Below are 18,618 nucleotides of genomic sequence, written 5' to 3'. Positions count from 1 at the left end.
AAGAAGGGTTGTCCCTCCATTTTCCCCTTCCACTTCCCTGGTTTCTCGGCGCCCTTGGCGCCATGGCGGCTCGCCTCTCGGCCCGACTTCCCGCAGTAGCGGTGGGCGAGCAGCACGATCGATACCGGAGGATGTCCCGATGACGAATCGCCCCCTGCTTCCTCACGCCCGCCGGGCGCCAGCCTTGCTGCACGCGCTCATCACGGTCCTGGCCTCCTCGGCGTGCTCCTCGCCACCGGCGGGCGGCGACGATGTGCCGCCGCTGGACGCCGGGGGGCGCGGCCACGCCGGGAGCGGCGGCGCCAACGCAGGGGGCGGCGGCAATGGCGGCGGCGGCGCTGGCGGCGGCGGCAATGGCGGCGGCGGCAATGCAGGGGGCGGCGGCGGCGCTGGCGGCGGCGGCGCTGGCGGCGGCGGCGCTGGCGGCGGCGGCGCTGGCGGCCCCGGCGAGGGTGGGGGTGGCGGCGACGCAAAAGGGTGTGTCGTGAACGCGCCCGCCGCCGATCCGACGCCGCCCGCCGGCGGCACCCCGTGGGTCTTCCCGCCTGGCGCTCCCTACGAGCAGCGCCCGCCCTGGCGCGCGGGCGCGTGCACCGGCTGGTCGCAGGTGCCTCCCGCTTACAGGTACTCGAGACCAGCCGTCTCGGATGAAGGGCTGTGGATCGCCGACGGCGAATACCTCAGCTCCTCCCATCTCATGCACCTCACGCCCTGCGGCTGGACGATGACAGGCTTCGGGCGGGAGCTATCGCCCCGCGGCGTCGTCGCCGGGTCGGACTGGGTTGCGCTCCTCGTCAACAGCACGACCGCGCTCCCGTACCGGCGCGGCGGGATCTGGTACGCCATCGCGACGCCGGAGCTCACGAACGGCCCCAGTGGCGCCTTCAGCGTCGGCGGGACGCTGGCGATCACCTCATCCGACGGGGCAATCTATCTCTACGACCCGTCGACCGGATGGCGCAACATCCTCCCCGCGGGCGCCGGGCACGCGTCCGCGCTCTGGGGCGACCCGACGCACCTCTACGAGGCCCACGGCTCCGGCGTCCGGCGCTGGGACGGCTCCCGCTGGCGAGAGCTCGTCGGCCCGGCGCCGCAGCGATACCAGGCGATCGCGGGCAACGGGACCGAGGTGTTCGTCTCCAGCGGCGAGCACCTCTACCTGATCTCGGGTGACTCGCTCGTCCTGCAGCCCGATCTGGACTGCGGCGACGATCGCCTCGTCGACACCTACACCAGCCTCGAGGGCGAGGGCGGGACGCTGGCGCTCGCGGCGCTGTGCTTCACGGGGACGCCGGACGTGCGGAGCACCCGGGTCTTCCTCCGGATCGACGGCGCGTGGGTCGCGACACCCGCCTTCCCGGATCCGGAGACCAGGTTGAACACCTTCCCTGCCCTCACGGTCGACCGCTCGGGCGTCGTCTACGCCGGCGTGGGCAGGGGGCAGATCCTGCGGCTCGATCCGACCGGCTGGACATCGCTCGTGGAGTCGCCCGCGCCCACGTGGAGGACGTTCGCGGGCCGCTCGGCGGACGAGCTCTACGCCATCGGCGACGGCGTCGCGCGCCTCTCCGCCGACCGCCTCTCGTGGACGCCGGTCGCCGGCGCCGAGGAGATCCGGGGCCGCGAGGCGTGGCAGGCGCCGGACGGCACGCTCTTCGTGGTCTCGATCGACGCCGGCACGACCTCGCTCTACCGCCACGACGGCGCGACCTGGACGCGCGACCTGACGCTCCCGGCCTGGGTGACCTCCAACGTCGCGGGGCGCTCGTCCTCGGACGTCTATGTCGCGCTGGAGAACACGCTCTATCGCTGGGACGGCAGCGCGTGGGCCAGGGTGGGCCAATCGCCGTGCAACGGCAGGGACGCGTTCATGGCGCGCATCGCGCTCGCGGGCGCGCGCCACCTGGTCGCGCGGTGCGAGAGAGATCGCCTGGACGATCGCCCGGGGCCCGCGTTCGTGGAGTGGGACGGCGCCGCGTGGTCCGAGCCTCCCGTGACGGGAACGGACCTCGCGCCGATCGGTCCTCCGGAAACGCCGCAAGCTTACCTGTGGGACAGGCAGGAAGGCGGGACCACGTACCACGCGCGCGACGATCTCGGCTGGGCGCTTCGCCTCCTGCCCCCCGGGGGCGTGGCAGACCTCGCAGGCACCCCTGGGCGGCTCGTCGCGAGCCTCTTCGCCCACGACCCGGAGACGGGCCTGCGCGGCCCGAACCTCGGCCGAACCGACGGCGCGGCCTGGACCCTCGACCAGGACTGGAGGCATTTCGCGACCAACGGCCAGCTGGACATCCCTCCCCGGATCTGGAGCGACGGCCGCTGGGTCGCCACCACGGCCTTCCTGGGGCTGCTGCGCGACGAAACCAGCCTGGCCAGCCTGAGGAACACCGCGGTCCTGTGCGACCTCGGGCCGTAGGCGCGCGGCGCGACGGCGGCGCGTCGGGCGAGGCGCGCCGCGCCTGGGCGCTCTGCGCCCGTATCGATACGGCAGAGCCGGTCTGTCCCATCGACGCAGAGCCAGTCTGTCTCATCGACGTTGTGGTCGAGGGCGCCCCTGTGCTTGAAGCGCGGGCGCGTATCGGGAAATAAAGCTCGTTCTGCCTCGCCCCGCGCGCCGGAGACGGCCTGAGCAGGGTTGGGAACGACAGGGCCCCTGGCGCACACATGCTAGTCTAGTCGGTGCGCTGTCACGAGAGTGCCCGCCAGGCTCGAAATCGCAGAATGAAGGAAACAACGCCGGAGCGCTCGAGCTCAGGCCTGGAGGGTCCAGCGCTCCCCGCCGCGCTGCAGGCGCTCGTCTGGGAGGTGCAGGGCGACGCGCTGGATCTGCGCGCGGCGCAGGCCCCGGCGGCGGAGCTCTTCGGACACCCCGCCGAGCGCTGGGCGGCCGACGACGGGCTCTTCCTGAGGCAACAGCACCCCGAGGATCGGCCGCGGCTGCTCGCCCTGCTGCGCAGGGTCCTCGCGGAGGGGTCGACGGAGCACATCGAGCACCGCTTGCTCGCCGCCGACGGCCGCGCGGTGTGGCTCCACAGCGAGATCGCCCGGCAGCAGGGCCGCGGCGGGCTGCCCGTCGCCCGCGGCGTCTCCACGGACGTGACGCGGGCCAGGCGCGCGGAGGACGCGCTCCGCGAGGCCGAGGCGCGCGCGCAGGCGCTCCTCGAGTCGACCGAGCAGGGCATCTACGGGATCGATCGCGCGGGGCGGTGCACGTTCGCCAACCGGGCCTGCGCGCGGCTGCTCGGCTACGGGAGCGCGACGGAGCTCGTCGGGCGCAACATGCACCAGCTCATCCACCACACGCGCGCCGACGGGACGGCGCTGCCGGAGTCGCGCTGCCGGATCCACCGCGCGCTCCGGAGCGAGGAGGAGGTCGCGCACGTCGACAGCGACCTCCTGTGGCGCGCGGACGGGACGAGCCTCCCCGTCGAGTACTGGTCCCGCCCGATCCGAGACGGGGGAGGGCTGGCCGGCGCCATCGTGACGTTCGTCGACATCACGGAGCGACGACGGAGCGAGCAGCTGCTCGCGACGCAGGCGCTCACGGGCGCGCTCCGGGCAGAGGTGGCCGCGGCGCTCTCCCGGCCCGGGACGATGCGGGAGATCGCGCAGCGCTGCGCCGAGGCGATCCAGGGGAACCTCGACGCCGCGTTCACCCGCATCTGGCTGCTCGACGAGCGCGAGCAGGTGCTGGAGCTCGGCGCCAGCGCCGGGATGTACACGCACCTCCACGGGGGCCACAGCCGCGTCCCCGTGGGCCACTACAAGATCGGCCGCATCGCGAAGGAGCACCGGCCGCACCTGACCAACGACGTCCTGAGCGACCCGCAGGTGAGCGACAAGGAGTGGGCGCGGCGCGAGGGGATGGTGGCCTTCGCCGGGTACCCCCTGCTCATCGAGGACCGGCTCGTCGGGGTCATGGCGATGTTCGCGCGGAGGCCCCTGCGCGAGGAGGTGCTCGACGTGCTGGCCGCGATCGCCGACACCATCGCGCAGGGGATCGAGCGCAAGCGCGCCGAGGACGCGCTCCAGCGGAGCGAGGCCAAGCGCGCCGCCAAGCACGCCGTGCTGCGGCGCCTCGTCGGGCAGTGCGGCGACGGGATCGTGATGGTGGACGAGCACGGCGTCGTCCACCTGATGAACCCCGAGGCCGAGCAGCAGCTCGGGCCGGCCACGGGGCTCACGGTCGACGCGTGGACGCGCACGACGGCCTTCCTCGCGCCGGACGGCGCGCCGGTGCCGGCGGAGCAGACGCCGCTGCACCGCGCCCTGCGCGGGGAGAAGGTGGAGAACGCCCGCTGGCGGGTCCGGCGGCCCGACGGCTCGATCCGCGTCCTGTCCGCGAACGCGTCCCCGCTGCGCCACGCGGACGGCTTGCCCGCCGGCGTGGTGATGAACACCCGCGACGAGACCGAGCGGCTCAGGCTGGAGCAGGAGCGCGAGCGGCTGCTCCGGAGCCTCAAGGAGGCGGTCCAGGTGCGCGACGAGTTCCTCTCCCTCGCGTCGCACGAGCTCCGGACGCCGCTCACCCCGCTCCTCCTCCAGGTCGAGAGCCTGCGCCGGATGGTCCAGCCCGGCCACGCGGCGCCGAGCAAGGCGCGGCTCGACGCCAAGCTCTCGACCATCCACCGGAGCGTCCTCAGGCTGCGCGATCTCATCGATGAGCTGCTCGACGTGTCGCGGATCTCCGCGCGGGGCCTGCCGCTGCACGTCGAGGACTTCGATCTCGTCGCGCTGCTCCGGGAGGACATCGAGCGGTTCGAGGAGTCGCACCCGGGCACGTCCGTCCGGCTCCTGGGCTGCCCGGAGGTCCGCGTGCGCGCGGATCGCTCCCGCGTGGAGCAGGTGATCACGAACCTCCTGTCGAACGCCGTGAAGTACGGCGCCGGCGCCCCCGTCGACGTGCGCGTCGAGGCGGACGCGGAGCGGGTCCGGTTCGCGGTGGAGGACCGCGGCATCGGCATCGCGCCCGGCGATCAGGCGCGCATCTTCGAGCGGTTCCAGCGCGCGGCCTCGGTCATGCACTACGGCGGGTTCGGCCTCGGGCTCTGGATCGTGCGGCGCATCGTCGATCAGCACGGGGGCAGCATCACGGTGCAGAGCGCGCCGGGGCGCGGCTCGACCTTCACCGTCGATCTGCCCCGCGCCGTCGCCTCGACCAGGTCCGCGCCGGATCCCGGGCCGCTCGGGTCCCCCCTCCCCCGCGCCCGCGGCGACGGGGGCGCGGGCGGGCCCTCGTGCCCTCCGTGACACGCCGGCTGCTACAACGGCAGCCGTCCGATGCGCTTGATCGAACCTTCCTCCGGGCCGTCCGATGCGCCTCACGACCTCCTCCTCGCCGCCCCCGCGGCCTCCGCTGCGCTCCCCTCGCCGCCGGATCGGCGCGCCCCGTCGGGCGAGCGCGCGGGCCTGCCCGCGGCGGGCGACGCCGAGCTCGAGCTGCTCCGCCGCGAGATCGAGCGCCTGCGCCGCGAGGGGCGCGAGGCCCAGCGCCTGCGCCGGGAGCTCGCGGCGCTCTTCCTCGTCCTCCTCGCCCTCTTCGCCGTCGCGCAGCTCGTCCGGGACGTCCTCCGCGCGGACCTGCCGCCGCTGCTCCAGATGGCGTCTTCGTGGGGCCTGCTGCTGCTGCTCCTCGCCCCGATCGGGTGGTTCGTCCGGCGGCAACCGCTCCCGCTCGCCGAGCTCGGCGTGACGCTCTCGGGCGCGAGGCAGAGCCTCCGCGAGGCGCTCGTCGTCACCGCCGTCGCCTTCGCGGCGGGCCTCGCGCTCCGCGCGGGCCCCGCGCTCCGCGGCGAACCGTGGCTGGTCTGGGGGTCGGTCGCGGGCTACTCCCGCCTCGAGTTCGCGATCTTCCTCGCGAGCTACGGGCCGCACTGCCTGCTCCAGGAGCTCATCGCGCGCGGCGTGATCCAGACGTCGCTCGAGCGGCTCCTGCCCGACGCCGGGCGGCTCTCGCCCATCGTGATCACGTCGGTGCTCTTCGGCGTCTTCCACCTGTACGTCTCGCCGGGCTTCGCGCTCATCACCTTCGCCGCGAGCGTCCTCTTCGGCCTCTTCTACGCGCGCCGCCGCACCCTCGTCGGCGTCACCGCCGTCCACGTCACGGTCGGCCTCACCAGCGTCGCCGTCGGCCTCAACTGACGCACTCCACGAGGGGCATCCTCCCCGCGCCCCCCAACGCCTACATCCCCACCTCCCACCCGCGTCGCTCCGGCCGGGGTGGAGGGGGACTGCGGGGGGCTCACCGGAGGGGCTGGAGTGCAGGCGAGCCACGACAGGGGCTCGCCGGAACGCAAGCCCCGGAGGTGAGCCCCCCGCAGTCCCCCTCCACCCCGGCCGGATCCAGGCCGTCGGACGGTCGCGCCCGGCAGAGAACTGGGCCCGGAGGATCGACCTCTGGTAGCGGCATGCGAGCCCATGGCCAACCTGGTGCTCGCCGTGCTCACCGCCCGCCGCATCGCGCGCAATGCGGCGCCGCTCGCCTGCGCGCTGGCCCTCGGGGGGCTCGTGGTCCTCGACGCGGCCGAGCGGCTCCCGGACGTCGCCGCGGGGGCGGCGCTGCTCGCGCTGCTCGCGCTGCTCGTCCACAGGGCGCGGCGCCGCGCCGCGGCCATCGAGGCGAGCGCGCTGCTCGACCTCGAGGTCGGCGCCCTCCTGATCGTCGCCACGTTCGCCGCCATCCTCCGCGTCGACGGCTCGCTCGACGGCGACGCCCACGCCGCGCTCTACGTGGTCATCGCCCTCGTGAGCGCGTTCGCCCGCCCCGGCGCGTCGGTCCTCGTGGCCCTCGCCGCCGCCGCCCTCGAGATCGCGATCCGCTCGGCCGCGGCCGCGCGCGGCGCCCCGATCGCGTGGGGCGCCGCCGCGCAGCACCTCGGCTTCATGGCGGTCTTCTCGGTGCTGAACGCGGCCATCCTCCGCGCCGAGATCGGCCGCGTCCGCAAGGCCTCCCGCACCCGCCTGCAGGCCGAGATCGAGCGGCTCCGCGACGACGCGCGCAGCTACCGCCTGCTCGCCGCCCCGGCCCAGGCCCGCGGCGCCGCCTCCCCGAAGGGCGACGACGAGCGGCTCGCCCGCTCCGGCGTCGAGGAGATCCACCAGTCGGTGCTGTTCGCGCTGCGCCTCCTGCGCGAGTCGCTGGAGCTCTACACCGCCGTGCTCCTCTGGCAGAACGACGCCGGCACGCACCTGCGCATCAGCGAGCTCGCGAGCGACGCCCCGAACCTCTCCGAGGGCCCGTTCCTCTCGGGCGACGGCGTCTTCGGCGCGGCGATCACGCAGCGCGCGCCGGTCGTCATCGCGGGCCTCAAGCCCGGCTACAAGCTCCCGTACTACGTCGGCCCGTCGCCGGTGCGCGCCGTGTGCGCGCTGCCGGTGTTCGAGCACGGCCAGCTCCGCGGCGTGCTCGTCGTCGATCGGGTCGAGGACCGGCCGTTCTCGCCGCGGGAGCTCGAGCTCATCGACGAGGCGTCCCGCTACGCCGTGCGCGCCATCCAGAACGAGCGCGTGTTCGTGCAGCTCGAGCGCGCCAAGGTGGAGCAGGGCAAGCTCTACCGCGCCGCGGAGGCGCTCGGCGCCGCCACCACGGAGGCGGGCGTCATCGAGGCGGGCGTCACGAGCGCGCGCGAGATCACGTCCGTCGATTTCGCCGCGGTCACGCTGTACGACGAGGCGCAGAAGGTGCACGAGATCCGCGCCGTGAGCGGCGACGGCGGCGCCGAGCTGACCGGGCAGAGGTTCCGCCACAACGCCGGGCTCGTCTCGATGGTGCTGCAGAACCGCCACCCCCTCCCCTACCGCGGCGAGTACGACGAGAAGCGGCAGGTCGTCTTCACCCGCCGGGTGACGCCGCCGCCGATGCCGTCGATCATCGTGCTGCCGCTGCTCGTGCACGACCGGCCGCTCGGCACGCTCGTCCTCGGCTCGCGGCGGCGCGCGGCGTTCACGGACTCGGTGCGCAGCACGCTGGAGGTCCTGGCCAGCCACATGGCCGTGTCGCTCTCGAACGCGCGGATGATGCGGCGCCTCGAGGAGCTCGCGACGATGGACGGGCTCACCGGGCTGCTCAACAAGCGCGCGATGATCGAGGTGGCGGAGCAGAAGATCACGGCCGCGCGGCGCTTCTCGCGGCGGCTGTCGGTGCTCGTCACGGACATCGACCATTTCAAGAAGGTCAACGACACCTACGGCCACGACGTGGGCGACGTGATCATCAAGGGCCTGGGCGACGTGCTCCGGCGGGCGAAGCGCACGACGGACGCGGTCGCGCGCTTCGGCGGCGAGGAGTTCGTGGTCATCTGCGAGGAGACGGACGCGCGCGGCGCGATGCTGCTCGCCGAGCGCGTGCGCGAGGAGCTCGGCCGGACGACGTTCCACGCGGCGGGCTCGAGCGGCCCGGCGCAGCTCCAGGTGACCTGCTCGATCGGCGTGGCCACGTACCCCGAGGCCGGCGGCACGTGGGAGGAGCTCTTCAAGGCGGCGGACGAGGCGCTCTACGTCTCGAAGCGCTCGGGCCGGAACCGCTCGACGGCGTGGTCGGCGTCGATCCGGTCCGGCAGCGGGCACCCGCCGGCGCCGGCCGGCGAGGCGGGCGCGCCGGCGAGGCACGAGGCGGAGGCGCCGCGCCGGGGTGCGGGCGGCAGCGCGCCTCCCGGCGCGGCGCTGCCGCCGGCGGGCGGCGGTCACGACGGCGGAGCGTCCGGCAAGCGCGCCTCGGTCCGGGCGCCGAGGGCGGGGGCGGAGGCGCCCGCCCCGCGGAGCGCGCCGCCCAAGGCGGGGCCGGAGGCGCCGGGCCTGCGGAGCACGCCGCCGAAGGGCGAGCCCCGGAGCAAGCCGAAGACGGCGGCGTGAAGCGAGACGACGGCATGGACGGCATGGACGACGGCGGGGGCGGCCTCGGAGGGGGTCGCGTACGGGGGGGCTCACCTCCGGGGCCTGCGCTCCGGCGGGCCCCTCTCGTGGCCCGCCTGCGCTCCAGCCCCTCCGGTGAGCCCCCCCGTACGCGACCCCCTCCGAGGCCGCGGGTGCGCTTGCGGCGCCCCCCGGGTGGGCACATAGAAGGGCGATGAGCTCGGAGCCCGATCGCGACCCGAAGGAGGACCTCAAGCAGGGGCTGAGCCTGCTGTGGCGCGCGGCCCGCAAGACGGCCGGAGAGCTGCGCCGGGACCTCGATCGCACGAGCGTGGGCAAGGTGATCGACGACGCGGGCCGCGAGCTCGTGCGCGCGACGACGAACGTGATGAGCCGGCTCGGCGCCGAGCTGAGCAAGGGGAGCGCGCCGGCGCCGCGCTCCGGCCTCACGCCGGAGGAGCGCGAGGCCCGGGGCGAGGGGCTCACCGGCAGGGAGGATCCTGGCGGGGATGGCCCTGCCGGCAGCGAGGATCACGCGGGCCGCGAGGGCCACGACGGCGCGCCGCCGCCGGCCGGGCCGGCGGCGGGAGAGCCCGGGCTCCGCATCGCGGTGGACCCGCCGGACGACGACGACAAGCCGCGCTGAGGGCGCTGCGGCGGCGGCCGGTTCAGGGCGATGGGGTCGCCTCGGGGATGCCGCCGCCCCGGTGGAGCCGCGCGACGAGCGCGTCGCGCGCGTCCTCGGCGAGCGGCGGCGGGGTCGCGGCGTCGCTCGCCAGGTCGCGGAGCGCCCTCGTGGCGCCCTCGCCCGGCAGGGCGGCGAGCTCGCGGAGCAGGAACCGCTGCATGGGGAGGAGCTCCGGCTGCGGCAGGGTCACGGCGCGCTCGATCTGCGCCGCGAGCCGCCCGGCGCGCGACGCGCTCGGCTCGCCGCCGGGCGACGCCCCGGCCGGCGCCCCGGGGAGCTGCGCCGCGGTGAGGCCGTCCGCCTGCACCACGCACGCCGCGACCGGCTGGCCGAGCGAAGCGCGCCGCGCCACGGTCCCGCGCCGCGCGTCGAGCAGCGTCACCTCGCCGCGCGCGTCGCACAGCGCGAACCCCCCGGCGTACGCGGCCCCGCCGAGGAGGTCGGCGTCCGCGACGTGGACCCACGCGAGCGCGCCCGAGCGCGCGTCGAAGCCGGCCGCGATCCGGAGGTAGGTCGCCGCGAACCGCCCGCCCTCGACCCCGGCCGCGCCTCGGGCCCGCGGGCGCGCATAGAGCCGCGCCCTGTCCGACGCCGAGGCGACCGGCGGGAGCACCTCGGTGCCGTCGGCCATCCAGACCGGCGCCCCGGGCAGCCCGCGCTCCGGCAGCGCCACGGTCGACGCGCGCCCCGCGGCGCCGAGGCCGATCGCCCCGTCGAGCCGCGTGGCCGCCGACGCGCCGCCGAAGAAGACGGCGCCGCCGCTCAGAAAGGCGTGGCTCACCGGCGCCTGGAAGACCCCCCGCGCCACCTCGCCGCCCGTCTGCAGGTCGAACACCGTGACGTACCGCCCGTGCCAGGGCAGGAGCGCGTGGCGCCCCACCACGGCCGGGACGCCGATGGCGGCGTCGTCCTCGATCTGGCGCTGCACCATCCCGTCGTGGCCGATGGCCAGCACCACGCTCGTGCTGCCCGTGGTCGAGACGAGCGACACCACGGTGGTCTCGCCGTCGTCGCCCGCGCCGCGGAGCCTGCCGCCGGCGTTCCGCGTCCAGAGCAGCCGGCCGGTGCGCGCGTCGAGCGCGAAGAGCTCGCCCTGACCGAGCCCGACGACGACGCTCCCGGCGACGGCGGGGCGCGCGTCGAGCGGGTGCGCGAAGGTCCACGCCGGGCCGCCGTCGAGCGGCACGCCCACGAGCCTGCGCGCGCCGTCGCCCGCGACGCCGACCGCCACGTCGGCGCCGAGCGGGATGGGCCTTCCGGCGAGCTGCTGCGCGGCGAGCCGCTGCGCGAAGGCGGTGATGCCCGCGCCGCCGTCATCCTTCCAGCGCGGGTCGAACGCCTCGCCGTGCGTCTGCCCGCCGCCGCAGGCAGCGCCCAGCGTCGCGAGCGCCACGCCCGACGCGACGAGGAGCGCGCGGACGCGGGCGGAGGCGCGGGGCGAGCGCGGGGATCGCACGGGAGGTCTCCTGCGGGCGTCGTAGCGCGGCCCGTCGTGGCCGAGCAAGCGCGCGCCTGCGAGCGAGCGGGCGCCGCAGCGATGTACCGGCCTGTGCCCGGCGCGATCGCAGGACCACGCCGACCACGAAGACGGGGCGCTACGGCACACGTTCGCGCCCCATTCTGGCACAAACTCGCCGAACCCCGCTGCGCCATGTCGCTGGGTTGCCGCCGAGCTGGGCGCCAGCAGGGGGGGTTCGCACTTGGCCTGACGATTGCTCTCTGGCGCTGTCCAGCGGGACCGGGGACAGGTCAGGGCAAACGCGGCCTCCGGTGCCGAGCCGTAGCTTGGGAGGAGAGACCAATGATCAACGCTTTCAAGGGCCTTGGGTCGCTGGCGGCAGCCGGCCTGGTGTTCGCGGTCGGGCTCGTCGGTTGCAGCTCGCACGCTGACGATCACGAAGCAGAGCTCGGATCGCTCAGCTTGCCGCTCTCGGCCAATGGGTCTTCCGGAGCGCGCTATCAGCTTCGCAACGCGACGTTCGAGATCCAGGGCAACTACTACTACTGGGATTACGGCGCGGGGGGATTCGCCACCTCCGGCGCCACCACCGGCGGGGGCGGCTACTATGTGTCGACGGTGAATACCGAGGATTACGATCCAGGCGCGAGCTCCATCACCGTCGATCTGGAGCAGGGCGGTTACTACGTCACGCTGCTCCCCGGCTGGAGCTTCGAGAAGATCGAAGGCGACACGGTGACGAACGTGGAGGCCACGCTGCTCTCCTCGCAGCAGATCTATGTCTATGTCTCGCCGCGATCGACGACGTGGGCTCAGTATCAGTTTGGTATCGGGGACAGGGCTCTGTGGCTCAACGGCAAGCTGAACATCGGCATCGACGTCCATGAAGATCCGGACGACTACTACGGCGCGGGTGGCGCAGGCGGCGGCTCCTGGGGCGAGGGCGGCGCGGGCGGCGGCGGTTAGCGCTGGAGCGAAGCGCTCAGCGCGCCTCGCTGGGCTGCGCGGCGAACGGCGTCGGCAACCTCCTGGTCCCGAGCAGCGCGTCCACGCTTGCGCAGCCCGTCGTCATCACGGCGCGCGTGGGTGAGGTGCCGTTCGCGCGCTGGCTCCTCTCCAAGGATGTGGACGCCCAGCGCTGGGCGGGGCAGAGCGTCGTGCCATCCACCCCCCCAATATCGGCCTGATCGGAGGGGGCGCGTGAGGAGGCACCGGGGGGGCGGGCGGCTCGGACGAGACGCGCGATCCGCGGACGCGAGGGTGCTGCCGCGTTCAACCGTGCTCGAGCGGACGCGACGCTCCCGCGCTCAGCCCTGGCTTGACGCCGATGTCGATGCCGAAGGCATTCCCGATGGCCCAGGTGAGCGAGTTGTCGTCGTTGCTGCCGACGACCAGCGCGGCCGCCTCCTTGACCGCTTGCAGGCCGTGACCCATCGCGATCGGGAGACCGGAGGCCTTCAGCATGGGGATGTCGTTCTCGCCGTCGCCGGCAGCGACCATCGCCCGCGCGGATAGCCCCCGGGAGGCGGCAATGACCGTCAGCGCGTGCCCCTTGTCGATCTTGCTGCGCGTGATCTCGATGTAGTTCGGTTTGGAGCGCGCGACCGCAACGCTGTCGCCGAGCGCCGAGAGCTCCTGAGCGAGCCAGGTGTTGTCCCTGGTCTCCGGGTCCGTGATCAGGAGGATCTTCTCGGCGGCGCGGCCGTTCGCGAAGCCTGGATCGACAGTGGGCGAGAAGCCGATGATTTCGGCCTCTTCCCCGACACGCCGGTCCACAGTCTGGACGATCCAGTCGAACCCCGAGTAGAGGTTCAAGCTGACCCTGGCGTCATGCCGATACTTCGAGATGACGCGCTCGACCGTCTCCTCCGGGAGCGGCGAGCGATCGAGGATCGCGCCGGTGGACCCGTAGATGATGGCGCCGTTCAGCGCCGCCCACGCACCTCGAAGTCGCATGCGGCGGGCGAACTGCTCCACGGAGCGCGGCGGCCGCGAGCTGACCAGCGTCACGAGGATCTCCTGCTCGACCAGCGCCGAGCAGAGCGACAGCATCTCGGCGGAGATGGTATGATCCGAGCGCAGCAGCGTCCCGTCCAGATCGAATGCAACACCGCGAAAATTCCCTGGTATCATGTGCGATCCCCAATCCTCTCGTCCGTGACTCATGAAAGCAGCCGGCCCCTCTCCAGACCATGACCCCAGTACATCATGAAGTCGTTGATCAGCTCCACGCCCATGAAGTAGATGGCGAGCGCCCGCGCTTCCCGGCCGTCACCCACGATGTGGAACGGCATGTCCGCGCAGAAATGCATCGCCTCGTTGAACAGCATACGACCGGCGGCCATGTCATCACCGGTCAGCTCGTGGCACCATACGTGCAGGTGGCGGTTGATGGCGTCGTAGGTGCGAATCTGAGGCGTCTTCGGGAAATCGAGCCGGGCGCTCACGCGCGAGCCTTCCTGATGCCAGTCCAGGGAGAACTGTCCTTCGTGCAGGAAGTCGTATCGGCCGTTCGTACTGTGGCTGATCTTGCCGAGATCGTAGTAGATGTCGCAGAGCGGATAACCTCGGGGATCGACCAGCTTCGCCCGCGTCGTTTCGGGATCGAAGAGGATGTTCTCGAAATGCAGGTCGCCGTGTACGAACGGACCGACCTGCGCTGGCAGCGCGAAGCTCCGCAGCGACGACGACTCCTCCATCTCTCGCAGCAGTTGCGGGATGTTCTTGTGCGCGCGTCCGTTCACGACGATCTCCTGCGCTTCGATAATCGGCGCGAAGATCGGGCTCAGCTCACGCGTGAGCTCCAGCCTCTTCCATACCCGTCCGAAGTGCATTTTGTCAAGATAGTCATCCGGCGCACGCTCGGTGTCGCGCTGGTACGAGTGTTCGTTGAGCGTGTGCAGCAGGCCGCGCAGCCGATTGACGATCTCAGCAGGGTCGGTGGACCGGTAGAGAAGATGCGCCCGCACCGTCGGCCAGTTAATGAACTCCTGCTCCATGAACACGCCCGCCTCATCCTCGCCGTCGCGCAGGACCTGCGGGTACAGCGCGCGTAGCGGCTCCGGGACCCGCTTCAGGAACCCGATCTCGTCGAGCAGCTTCTGCCGGCCGTGCCCACTCGCCGTCTTGCGGAAGGTCGAGACCACCCGGGAGCGCGCGAAGGACCCGCCGCCAAGCCCCTGCTGGCCGCCGGCGATCGGCATCGTGCCGATGCGGAAGCGGCGGCTGAGCTCGTCGATCAGCTCGATCCAGCGCAGGGCGGGGCGGGCGCTCGCCAGCACGAGCACCGCGCGTTGGACGTGGGATGGGAACACCATCGCGCCGTGGAAGACGAGATCCTGCTCTGTGGTTTCGCCGAGCGTCGCGCCTGCGCTCACGACCGTGCCGCGCAGCGCGCGTACCAGCTCGGTGACCGGCAGGTATGTCTCGCGATGGCGCACCGCGATGACGGCGAGCTCCGCGTTCCGCGCGATCTGCTTGTACATCACTGGTGGCAGCAGCGTCCCCGAGCGCAGCGCGAGGAACGGCGCACCGCCGTTGGCGTGGATGAAGCGGCAGATCGCCGCGACCTCTGGATCCGCAACACCATCCCTGTCAGCCGCGGCGTCGCCTTGGATGACAAGGACGGGGATCGGGCACGCCGTGGCCTGCGGCATGTCCCTCGGCACGCGTTCCGGCATAAGAGCGGCGGAGCGCGCCGGGACCATCGTCCCGGTGGACGCGACGGAAGCGGTGAGGGACTCGATAGTGGACGTGTTCATCGACATGATGGTTCCTCAGCAGTTCGTGGCATTGTCTGCCTGGAGCACCTGCGCCGTTCCGTGGCGCAGGCTCGTGAGTTGCAGATCGATCGTCTGGCGCAGCCGGGCGTCCTCGAGCTTCAGCGGCGAAGGGCGCGGTGCTCCCTTCTCCTCCGCTCCGTCTTCCGGCGCAGGGCGCACCAGCGCATCGGCGTCGTGGCCCGCAATTTCGGCGATCAGCCGCGCCCAGCCGAGCCGCGTGATCGCCTCGGGCCCAGAGACATGATAGACGCCGCTCGCCCGTGGCGCCGCGAGCAGCTTCCAGACGATATCGGCGACGTCGTCCGCCAGGACGGGGTAGCGCTGTCGCCGGTCACAGGCCGTGATCACACGCCCGCGCCGCAGGGACTGCTCCACGGTGCGGACGAACCCGCCGTCGGGCGCGCGTGGCGGCCCGTACACGAGCGGAAGACGCAGGACGATGGACGCGGCGACGGCCGTCACGCGACGCTCGGCCGTGAGCTTCGACCAGCCGTAGATCTGCAGCGGTCCAGGCACGTCGGTCTCCGTATAAGCGTGCTCGCGACCGCTGAACACGTAGTCCGTAGAGATGAAGACGAGCCGGCTCCGATGACGCTCGCAGGCGTCGGCGATATGGTCCGTGCCGGCGACATTGGTCGCGTAGGCATCGACAGGGTCCCGCTCGCACTGGTCCGGGTCCGCGATCGCCGCCGCATGGATGCAGACGTCCGGCTTCAGCGCAGCGAACAGGCCCTCCACCTGCTGCGGATCACGGATGTCGCACGCGCGCACGGCGCCCCTGTCGCTCCGCCCGATCGGGATCACGGTCGCGTGCTTCGAGAGCCGGTGCCGCAGACGACCGCCGAGCTGCCCCCCAGCACCGGTCACCAGGATCCGCAAGGGTCTCGGCTCGACACGCGGCGCGGGCGCGCTGGACGACAGCGATGCGCCGACAGTCCCCGGCGATGTCGGTGCGTCGTCGTCCTCGTCGCCTGCGAGCGACGATGCGCCCGCTTCGCTGGGCGGGTACGCTGTGCCATGGAACTCCGTCGTTTGCGGCATCTTTACGGTTCCTCGATAGGGTCAAATCTCGTTTCGACTCATGCTCGCGATAGCCACGGATCCTGTCCGGTCCAGGGATCGCAGCGCATGTCACAATCCCGTCACATATGGACACATCCCTCGAGGCGACCAGGAGATGGCGAGACGCTCACGACGGAAATCCAGAGCACATACTGTGCCGCGTCATTCCGGGCATCCGAGACCCAATGACACGCACAACAAGCTTTCAACAGATAGAAAATACACCAACACAACTCTATGCACCTGTGACATGTCACGCTGAGCCCGTGACATGTCACGCTGAGTCTGTGACATGTCACGCTGGCCCCAACAGCGCTTTGCGTCGGAACTGCGACAAATTTCGCTCAATTCCGTGACAATTCACACCAAACGGGATCGTCTCATAGAGTCGCTTGACAGGGTTGCATGCGGCCGAGATACAGTCTCCGAGCGGACGCGCGAGGGGGGCTCCTCTGCCGTTGCGCTCTCCTGTCATCTGCGAGCGGCAGAAAACGTGTCCCCGTGAGGTTGCTGTGCGACGTTGCGTTGCGTGAGCCCGCTGCCTGGCGCACGAATTGGCATCGGTGGCCGGCATCGTGCCGGTGGAACATGTGCGCATGGGAGCCATGCGCCGTCCAGGTTGACAGGCGCCATCAAGAGGATACAGATGAACCCAGAGCTAGTGACCGCGATCGGGCTCTCCGCTGCGGCCCTCACCACGATGTCCTTCCTCCCTCAGGTGCTCCGCACGTTACGCACGCGCGATACGCGCGCGATCTCCACCGGCATGTATGCGGCCTTCGTTTCCGGTGTGTGTCTGTGGCTCGTCTATGGCCTGCTCACCGAGGACGCTCCGATCATCCTTGCGAACGCGGTCACCGTCCTGCTCTCCGGGACCGTTTTCGTCCTCAAGCTCCGGTACGGCTGAGCCGTCCGCCGCCGGTTCGACCCGTCTGGGGCGAGGGGACGCCGGAGCCGCCCCGTCCTCCAGCTTCCCGGTGAGCCGCACGCGCGTCGCGCGGTGCACCCACACGTCGAACGCCTCCATCATGCGCCGCTCGATGTCCGCGCCCTCGAGCAGCCCGAGCGCGCGCGCGACGGCCTCCAGCGTCGACAGGGCGCCCTGGTGCGGAGCGCGCCGCAGGCCGTAACGGCTCGGCGCGCCCGCCGGGAGGGTGACCGGCTCGGCGCCCTGCGCGTCGGGGTCCCGGTGGCAGGCCCGGCGCGCCTGGTTCCAGTTGCCGTCGGGGACGAGCAGCACCGCCGGCTCGCCGCGCGCGTCGTCGGGCGAGAGGGTGCGCGCCGCGGGCGACGGGAAGAGCACGAGCCGGCGCCCCTCCGGCAACGGCGGGCGCGGCTGCGGCCCGATCTCGCCGCGCACGCGCACCTCCGCGCCGTCCAGCAGGCGCGCGACGAGCCGCCCCGTGTTGGTGCTCCGGGTGCGCTCGATCCGGTGCGTGAGCAGCACGACGCGCGTGCGCACCGGGAGCCGCGGCAGCGCGCCGCAGAGGCACATCTCCCGCGGCAAGCCGCAGCCCCGGCAGCGGGGCGTCCCTCGCGCGCGGATGGGGGGCAGATCGGGCGGCTGCAGCGGGACGAAGCTCATGAGGGCCGAGCGAGCGCTCTCGCAGATCCGGGCCCCTCGGTCCAGCTTGAATTTATATGAGTTTCAATCCTTTCGGTGATCTAGGGGGCGGGCTTGATGCATTGCCGGGCGAGGATCGACCCGAAGCTGTCCCCCGCGAAGGGCTCCCATCCCTCCGGCAAATCGAAGGCTTCCACCACGGGACGCACGACGACGTTGTCGGGCGGGGAGTCCGGGTTCGGATAGGGGATGGTCGCCTGCGCGTACGACTTCGGCATGAAGCCTTGGACCTGCCACTGGAGACATGCGGGCTGGGACGGCGAGGTCTGGGCGTGCGCGACTCCCCCCGACGATGATGACGACAGGCCTGCCGATTCATCCGAGCATGCCGCGAGAGCCACGTGAACGGCGAGCGCCCCCGTGAGGCTCGCAGCGACCAGACGCATTCTGTTGGAGACCATGGGCACACAAAGCTCCTCTCGATGGCCAAGCATCGAAACACGAGAGCTCCGTAGCGTCAACGACGAGCCCCCTTCGAGGCGCGCCGCCTCGACACCTAGCACGATTTCGACGATTCACGAGCGGCAGCTCAGCGAGACGCCCGCCTGGCCGGCGATCGACAGCGCGCGGCGCTGTGCAAAGAGCCGCGCGCACTGGGCTTTCAACATGCGCGACGCCCTTCGGCGCCCCTCTCCTCGCATCCGCTCGCCGGCGATTCGAGCTCAGGTTCATGGTTGACCCAGCGTGGATATCGCCCCCGAGCGCAGCAAGATGACACAATACGCTCGCCACGCCTGCCGCTCCGCGCCGCCAAGGCATGCGGAGCCCTCTGGGAGCGCCCTCCGCTCGCGCGCCGAGGCGCGGGGCGAGGCGGCCTCCCCCGCTTCCTGGACCAGCGCAACGGCCCGCGCACCTCCGCAACGGTCTGCATACCCCCGCAACAGGCCGTGGCTGGCCATCAGCGTACGAGCCTGACGACGATCCTTCCAGGCGCCTCTCGATCGCACGTCCTCGCCGAACATCAGCGGCAGCGGCGCTCAAGCGACGCGATGGAACACCCATTGCCTGCGCTCGCGCACGACACCTGGAGAAGACTCGGATGCGGCGACAGGCTCGCTGGACAGCACCCCGAAACCAGAGCCCCACCGCTCGCGCCGCGCTCCTCTGGGACAGCGACGCTCCTGCACGCGCTCCGCGCCCCGGCGCGAAGGCT

At 72.3% G+C, this 18,618-nt stretch carries 12 protein-coding genes and 1 pseudogene; 7 read left to right on the top strand and 6 right to left on the bottom strand.

The window, feature by feature from the left end; all coding sequences use genetic code 11:
- Nucleotides 1–139: 139 nt before the first annotated feature.
- The 5 genes from WMF31_RS38955 to WMF31_RS38935 all read left to right on the top strand — a co-directional run bounded on the left by WMF31_RS38955 (nucleotide 140) and on the right by WMF31_RS38935 (nucleotide 9,496).
- Nucleotides 140–2,416 (top strand): hypothetical protein, encoded by a 2,277-nt coding sequence (locus WMF31_RS38955; RefSeq protein WP_436606950.1) that lies wholly within the window; start codon nucleotides 140–142, stop codon nucleotides 2,414–2,416.
- A gap of 305 nt (nucleotides 2,417–2,721) precedes the next feature.
- Entirely contained in the window at nucleotides 2,722–5,250 is a 2,529-nt protein-coding gene (locus WMF31_RS38950) for a PAS domain S-box protein (RefSeq protein WP_436606949.1), read from the top strand.
- A gap of 30 nt (nucleotides 5,251–5,280) precedes the next feature.
- Nucleotides 5,281–6,141, top strand: a complete 861-nt coding sequence (locus WMF31_RS38945) for a CPBP family intramembrane glutamic endopeptidase (RefSeq protein WP_436606948.1) — start codon at nucleotides 5,281–5,283, stop codon at nucleotides 6,139–6,141.
- Between the two features lie 276 nt (nucleotides 6,142–6,417).
- Nucleotides 6,418–8,850: a diguanylate cyclase gene (locus WMF31_RS38940; RefSeq protein ID WP_436606947.1), complete on the top strand. Its 2,433-nt coding sequence runs from the start codon at nucleotides 6,418–6,420 to the stop codon at nucleotides 8,848–8,850.
- 214 nt (nucleotides 8,851–9,064) lie between these two features.
- Nucleotides 9,065–9,496 (top strand): hypothetical protein, encoded by a 432-nt coding sequence (locus tag WMF31_RS38935; RefSeq protein WP_436606946.1) that lies wholly within the window; start codon nucleotides 9,065–9,067, stop codon nucleotides 9,494–9,496.
- Between the two features lie 22 nt (nucleotides 9,497–9,518).
- Here WMF31_RS38935 and WMF31_RS38930 read toward each other — a convergent pair whose 3' ends face one another.
- Complete coding sequence (locus WMF31_RS38930) at nucleotides 9,519–10,994, bottom strand: outer membrane protein assembly factor BamB family protein (protein WP_436606945.1); 1,476 nt, start codon at nucleotides 10,992–10,994, stop codon at nucleotides 9,519–9,521.
- A gap of 345 nt (nucleotides 10,995–11,339) precedes the next feature.
- Between WMF31_RS38930 and WMF31_RS38925 the strand changes: the two genes are divergently transcribed.
- Nucleotides 11,340–11,963: a hypothetical protein gene (locus tag WMF31_RS38925; protein WP_436606944.1), complete on the top strand. Its 624-nt coding sequence runs from the start codon at nucleotides 11,340–11,342 to the stop codon at nucleotides 11,961–11,963.
- 306 nt (nucleotides 11,964–12,269) lie between these two features.
- On the opposite strand, the gene WMF31_RS38920 is transcribed toward WMF31_RS38925, so the two are convergent.
- From WMF31_RS38920 to WMF31_RS38910, 3 genes are read right to left on the bottom strand one after another with little or no spacing between them, the layout of a single operon-like run.
- Nucleotides 12,270–13,130: an HAD family hydrolase gene (locus tag WMF31_RS38920; RefSeq protein WP_436606943.1), complete on the bottom strand. Its 861-nt coding sequence runs from the start codon at nucleotides 13,128–13,130 to the stop codon at nucleotides 12,270–12,272.
- Nucleotides 13,131–13,159: 29 nt separating this feature from the next.
- Nucleotides 13,160–14,764, bottom strand: coding sequence for a hypothetical protein (locus tag WMF31_RS38915; protein WP_436606942.1), 1,605 nt, complete (start codon nucleotides 14,762–14,764; stop codon nucleotides 13,160–13,162).
- Nucleotides 14,765–14,773: 9 nt separating this feature from the next.
- Nucleotides 14,774–15,820: an SDR family oxidoreductase gene (locus WMF31_RS38910; protein ID WP_436606941.1), complete on the bottom strand. Its 1,047-nt coding sequence runs from the start codon at nucleotides 15,818–15,820 to the stop codon at nucleotides 14,774–14,776.
- A 667-nt stretch (nucleotides 15,821–16,487) separates the two neighbouring features.
- Between WMF31_RS38910 and WMF31_RS38905 the strand changes: the two genes are divergently transcribed.
- Entirely contained in the window at nucleotides 16,488–16,748 is a 261-nt protein-coding gene (locus WMF31_RS38905) for a SemiSWEET transporter (protein ID WP_436607585.1), read from the top strand.
- Between the two features lie 102 nt (nucleotides 16,749–16,850).
- Here the strand turns inward: WMF31_RS38905 and WMF31_RS38900 are convergent.
- Nucleotides 16,851–17,426, bottom strand: a pseudogene (locus WMF31_RS38900) (tRNA-uridine aminocarboxypropyltransferase); the annotation flags it as partial.
- 80 nt (nucleotides 17,427–17,506) lie between these two features.
- Complete coding sequence (locus tag WMF31_RS38895; RefSeq protein ID WP_436606940.1) at nucleotides 17,507–17,683, bottom strand: hypothetical protein; 177 nt, start codon at nucleotides 17,681–17,683, stop codon at nucleotides 17,507–17,509.
- Between the last annotated feature and the right edge of the window lie 935 nt (nucleotides 17,684–18,618).

Origin of the sequence: Sorangium sp. So ce1036, from assembly GCF_051369805.1 — a bacterium.
Classification (GTDB): Bacteria; Myxococcota_A; Polyangia; order Polyangiales; family Polyangiaceae; genus Sorangium; species Sorangium cellulosum_F.
This window is presented reverse-complemented; position numbering and strand designations above follow the sequence as displayed.